Here is a 5282-nt window from a genome sequence, read left to right on the forward strand (position 1 = left end):
AATATGGAACCTGTTACATATTGCACAATACGACCTTTTTCATAAAAAAAGCGCATCAGTAAATTGAGGTTTCCATAAACGATGGTCGCATAATAGAGGATATTCAAAGCCGCATAAATAACCGACGGCCCCAGCCCATCCATAGGAAGCATAGAAAAAAAGGTAACCAGGAACATGATTCCCCAGATGATGTACTGCAGTTGGACAGGACTTGCTTTCCATTTAGAAAAGTTCATTTTTAAAATTACAATGAATTTCATGATCGCTGCTTTTTTTCAACCATTGGCCTTCTATTTTCAACCAGCAGGATCATTGAAGAAGGTTGTTGCCTTGTTAAATAAAATAAGCTTTTTATTGAACCTTTTTTTTAATGCAGACCGCTACCAAGAAATTTATGCATTCTTAATCATTATATAACACATATGGAAAAAATTATTCATTGGATTCTGATAATTTTCCAGCTCCTGATCTTACTGCTAACTAATGAGAAAAGTTTATTTGCCCAGTCAGACACCTTATACCCGGGCTCCGGGCATTTGAATACAGGGTTTCTTAAACCAGGGATTAAACAATACCTGGTTTTTCACCAGTGGCCCCAACACAGCAAAATGCTGCTGTTTCAGTATTGGGTTCGGGATGTTGCTATTGAAAAAAAAGATGGAATAGAAGTATTTGCTATCCGCGAACACTGGTACACTGCTGATAGCAACGAGTATCGCACGTTTTTATCACTTGGCAGTGTGAAAGATTTTACGCCGCTGTATCATGCTGCTGAAGCCAACGGTAAAGTGGCAGTCTATAATTGGAGCCGCACAGGTATTAAAGGATCTGATACGGTGAACGGAAATACCAGGAAAGACTTTCACCTGGCATTTGACCGTCCCAATTTTAACTGGCATCTGGATATAGAGACCTTTGAAATGCTTCCGCTTGCGATCGGAAAAACCTTTGTGATTAATTTTTATGATGCAGGAACAGCACCGCCCACATTTGTAACCTATAAAGTAACGGGCAGCGAAACGCTTCGTACCTTGGATAACCGGCAGGTAACATGCTGGAAGCTGGCAACATCGGGATCACATAACGGTAAATCATATACACAAACATTCTGGATCAGCAAAAAGGAACATGAGCTTTTGAAAGAAGAAGATGCATTTGATGGCAGGTTTCGCTATAAAATTAAGTTACCGGGACTGACGCCGGATCTCCTTCAAAGCTTTAATAATACGAATTAACTGGTTAGACATTTCACCCGATCCCACTTCAAAGGAAAGGCTCTCCGATACATCGAAGGGCCTTTTTTAATGCTTTAACCATCGGATTCACCAGCGGCTGGCGAACCAGAAATACTAAATGAGATTATCTGTTTATTGGCTGATGCCGCTCATGATCTTATTAACGATGAGCCATTTGCCATCGATCCGGTGCAATGACAGAAAATCATGATAGAGCATATCATATGCTTTCACATGTACCTCGGCAATGGCGACAGAGTTCACCACTTTAATGTTCAGAATATCTCCTTCGAATGGTTTGCCGGAATCCTTTGGGCTTTGCCGATTCGCTACTACATCCAGCCATTCATCCAATGTTTTGGCATAAGGTTGGCCTTTTACATCGCCGAACAACAAGGTACCCGGATGAAAGATACGGTTCAGCTTATTCAAATCGCCTTCATAACTACCTTTAAAATAATATTCTTCCAGTGCCTTTGCAATGGCTGTTTCATCTGTTTGCTGAGTTGTCATGTTCTTCAGTGTTTAATATAACATGAAGGTATGAAGGCTACGAAAGGAAATTGTGTGATGCAAATCACATTTTTCTTTGGTTTGTAGTTCAACATAAACGCTTAAGAATAAAAAAGTGCGTAATGTACATCACATCTCAGGAGTTATTCAACCGGTAAAGCGTTTCCCTCGAAACACCCAAATAAGCAGCGATCAATCGTTTGGGCACCATATTGTACAATTCAGGAAATAAGGTTTTCAGTTCTTCATACCGGTATTTCACGTCGTTGTTCATCGTGCTCAGTAATCTTTTCTGCGAAGCCACATATTCACCGGTCATACGGGAGCGAAAAAAATGTTCTACCTGGTGGATCTTTTTACATGCGTTTTCCCGGTCTTTGTTCGACAGGCGCAACACTTCTGCATCTGTAATACAACCTATATTGATAGTGGCTCTTGTGCTACCGTACAAGGCGGTATAATCCGATCCCCAGCATCCAGGCATAGCAAATTGAAGTACAAACATTTTCAGATTGTCGTTTATATAGAAAGTTTTAATACAACCACTAACCACAAAATATTCACAATCTATTTTATCGCCTGCGGCAAAAATGTATTCTCCCTTTTTATAAGATTCCGCTGTGAAGCAGTTAAAGAAATCGTCGAACTCATCGTCCGTAAGTTTAGCGGTTTTCGCTATATGTTCTTTCAGCAATTGTTTTGGATCCATACCGTATAAAGATAGCCTGGTGGAAGGAAAAATAAAACATAGATTAATTAAGCTTCATAAAAGTGAGCTTTTTTTATTGCTATTTCCCAATTCCTGAAAGGCTGTGCTATTTGGATCTGATTTAGGTGCCGGGCCGGGTATTTGTTAATGATCGCTGATTCAGCATGCCTTTCAAGTCGCTCCTCCTGTTTGGCATTAAGCGAAGCCTCATCAGCAACGATTAACGACTCAAAAGTAAGATCTAAAAGGGCTGAATTCAGGGAAATGGAATCGGCTTTGCTTAAACCTGGGACGGGCTTCGGAAAAACATGGAACGAATGACATGCGCCCTACGTAATAGACCGTTTTTCAGTGACGGGGTGGCCAAAAACCTGGGACGGGTAACAACAATTCCTGGGACGAATGACAGTTGTAAAGCAAAAAATACCCTACGGATTTATAAAAAATGGCTAAACCATGTGTCAACCATGTGTGAAACATGTGTGTTTCATTGGTGAAGTACCCCATTTGACACATGGTTGACACATGGTTCACACATGGATGAGGCCAGGTACAACATGGTAAACCACATTAACGAAAGGCCAATCTGCCACAACCGCATAGTGATTTATGTCTTTAAATTCAAATAAGCTATCACATAAAGATTACTGTCAGTATTGTTTTTGATCCGCATCCCGGAAACCGGGTCACTAATCATTTATTAAAAAATCAAACACCTTGCCAATGAAAAGGGTATTATTCAACCTAAGTACGGTTGCGAGCAACCGATTGCTGCCATTCCTGTTTATAACAATTTTGGCTGCTGGCGCCTGCAAAAAAACGAGCATAAAGTCTGATGCGGCAATTAACGATAACGCGCCAAAAGAAGAAAACATCCTTGCTGCATTCGCTACTACTTTCAATGTATCTAACAATTCGCAATTAAATTCAGCCATGTCATCTGCCGTTTCGGGCGATAAGATCATACTGGCCAATGGAACATACGCTGGTTTTACGGTCACTAAAAGCGGCATTACGATCCAGGCGGCCAATAAAGGCAGCGCTATTGTTTCATCGGGTATTATCCGGCTGAGCAAGGTATCTTCGGTTACTGTGCAGGGATTGAAAATCACCACGGCTGGTTCAACCCAAACGGTGGATGGCGAATCCTTCCCGGTAGCAGTATGGTTTGAGGCCAGCAACAGTTGCCGCCTCGCCGGTAGTACGCTTAAGCTAAGCGGTCAGGCCAGCGGTACCCAATGGGTTATGTTGAGCGGAAACAGCAATAATAACCGCGTTGATCACAATGAGTTTGGATCCAACAGTGTAAAAGGCCATTATATATTCGTCCGGGGAAACCGAACCGGTATAACGGTTCCATCGGATCGTACTAACTGGGCTAATGGCAACGGCCCCAACAACCCTAATATGGCCCGCAATACCCAAATTGATCATAACTATTTCCATGACATGGCCGCCAGTACGGGAGAAATAATGGTGCTTGGCGGAATAGGCGTGGCTGGCGACTACCAGCATACTAATACCGTGGTGGAAAGCAATCTTTTTGTGAACTGCGATGGTGATGCGGAGATCATTTCTATCAAAAGTTCCAACAATGCGGTTCGTACCAATACCTTCCGCACATCGGTAGGCACCATCTCCTCCCGGGCGGGTAATAGTAACACTATTTCCGGCAACCTGATGCTACAGGCGGGAAAAACAGGCACCGGTGGTATCAAGATCTATGAAAAGAACCATGTAGTTACCGGAAATTATGTAGACAATCCCCAGGATTACGGGTTTGTTCTGGGCGCAGGAGACAGCTACACCAGTTCAAACTTTAGTCATGCGCAGGTATTCAATGCCAGTGTAACAAGCAATATATGGATCAATATGAATACCCGTGGTGTTATCATTGGCCATGGCAGTAACGATATGCTGCCGCCTACCGGTTGCACATTTTCCAACAATGCGCTCCGGGGAAGCGCCTCAACGCTTCTCGACCTGCGGCTACCTGGCAATACTGTATTTTCCAATAACAGCACCAGTGGATCCAACCCGGGTATACCCAGTACGCCATTGACGACGTCTGATACCGGCCCGGGCAGTTATAATTATTAATAAAGTCAATAATAATGCAACTGCACCACAATACTAATTTGAAAAGCTTCACGACAGTGATCGGATTGCTATTATTATTTTGTTGAGCTTTCTAAAGTAGATCTCTCTTAATTAACTGTTTGTTCTTAAAACAAAGATGCTGCATCAAATATTGTAATGCAGCATCTTTGTATCCGGACAACCTTTACTAACTGGCTGAGGCTTCGGCATGGGCCGGTTGTACTGGAATAGTGACAATTGAAGATCCTTCAGAATCTATCAATTCAACCTGAGTATAAGTGTCTTGATTGTGAATGTTTTCGCTGTATTGAGCTTCCTGAAAATTACCATTGGGATCTTTGCTCGCAGGCAAAACATCAAGAATTAAAATTTTTGGATTAGCTCCCTGCGGTACTTTTTTTGTTAATGATGGCATTACGGTTAACATACCACAGTTAACTTCGCCTTTTACTTCTATGAGAAACCCTGCTATTCCCGAGTGAACTATAGCTGTAAAGTTTTTGACTTGTGACATAAGAGTTATATTTAAAATTAAAAAACTAAAGCATGTTCATTTTAGGTCAGACTTTATTGGGTTTGGCATATTAAGTTATGTAAATTCTTTCCTTTAAAAATCCGTGTTTTTCACGTTTTTTGTTTAGTAAAACAAATCTATTTAGCCGGAGATATTGATCTTACTACAGACTTTTTACCCGCCGCGCAGCTACTGCGCCCGGTACAGGTTA

Annotated in this window: 6 protein-coding genes; 2 read left to right on the plus strand and 4 right to left on the minus strand. The window is 41.8% G+C overall.

Annotated elements, in window-relative coordinates; all coding sequences use genetic code 11:
- Positions 1-260: hypothetical protein (locus ACJ751_RS11510; protein ID WP_407745642.1), on the minus strand; the 260-nt coding region annotated here is incomplete at its 3' end.
- Between the two features lie 348 nt (positions 261-608).
- Here ACJ751_RS11510 and ACJ751_RS11515 point away from each other — a divergent pair.
- Positions 609-1235, plus strand: coding sequence for a hypothetical protein (locus tag ACJ751_RS11515; protein WP_407745643.1), 627 nt, complete (start codon positions 609-611; stop codon positions 1233-1235).
- 132 nt (positions 1236-1367) lie between these two features.
- Here ACJ751_RS11515 and ACJ751_RS11520 read toward each other — a convergent pair whose 3' ends face one another.
- On the minus strand, positions 1368-1748 hold the full coding sequence (locus ACJ751_RS11520) for a nuclear transport factor 2 family protein (protein ID WP_407745644.1): 381 nt from the start codon (positions 1746-1748) through the stop codon (positions 1368-1370).
- Positions 1749-1884: 136 nt separating this feature from the next.
- The gene (locus ACJ751_RS11525) at positions 1885-2457 is read right to left on the minus strand and encodes a Crp/Fnr family transcriptional regulator (RefSeq protein WP_407745645.1); all 573 of its coding nucleotides are present in this window, start codon (positions 2455-2457) and stop codon (positions 1885-1887) included.
- A 723-nt stretch (positions 2458-3180) separates the two neighbouring features.
- Here ACJ751_RS11525 and ACJ751_RS11530 point away from each other — a divergent pair.
- Positions 3181-4557 (plus strand): polysaccharide lyase 6 family protein, encoded by a 1377-nt coding sequence (locus ACJ751_RS11530; protein WP_407745646.1) that lies wholly within the window; start codon positions 3181-3183, stop codon positions 4555-4557.
- A gap of 187 nt (positions 4558-4744) precedes the next feature.
- Here the strand turns inward: ACJ751_RS11530 and ACJ751_RS11535 are convergent, their stop codons facing one another.
- On the minus strand, positions 4745-5071 hold the full coding sequence (locus ACJ751_RS11535; RefSeq protein WP_407745647.1) for a hypothetical protein: 327 nt from the start codon (positions 5069-5071) through the stop codon (positions 4745-4747).
- Positions 5072-5282 lie beyond the last annotated feature (211 nt).

The organism is Niastella sp. (genome assembly GCF_045805085.1).
Classification (GTDB): domain Bacteria; phylum Bacteroidota; class Bacteroidia; order Chitinophagales; family Chitinophagaceae; genus Niastella.

Coding starts and splice junctions, on each gene's coding strand:
- ACJ751_RS11515 (WP_407745643.1), top strand. CDS start 609: ATGCTGCTGTTTCAGTATTGGGTTCGGGATGTTGCTATTGAAAAAAAA.
- ACJ751_RS11520 (WP_407745644.1), bottom strand. CDS start 1,748: ATGACAACTCAGCAAACAGATGAAACAGCCATTGCAAAGGCACTGGAA.
- ACJ751_RS11535 (WP_407745647.1), bottom strand. CDS start 5,071: ATGTCACAAGTCAAAAACTTTACAGCTATAGTTCACTCGGGAATAGCA.
- ACJ751_RS11530 (WP_407745646.1), top strand. CDS start 3,181: ATGAAAAGGGTATTATTCAACCTAAGTACGGTTGCGAGCAACCGATTG.
- ACJ751_RS11525 (WP_407745645.1), bottom strand. CDS start 2,457: ATGGATCCAAAACAATTGCTGAAAGAACATATAGCGAAAACCGCTAAA.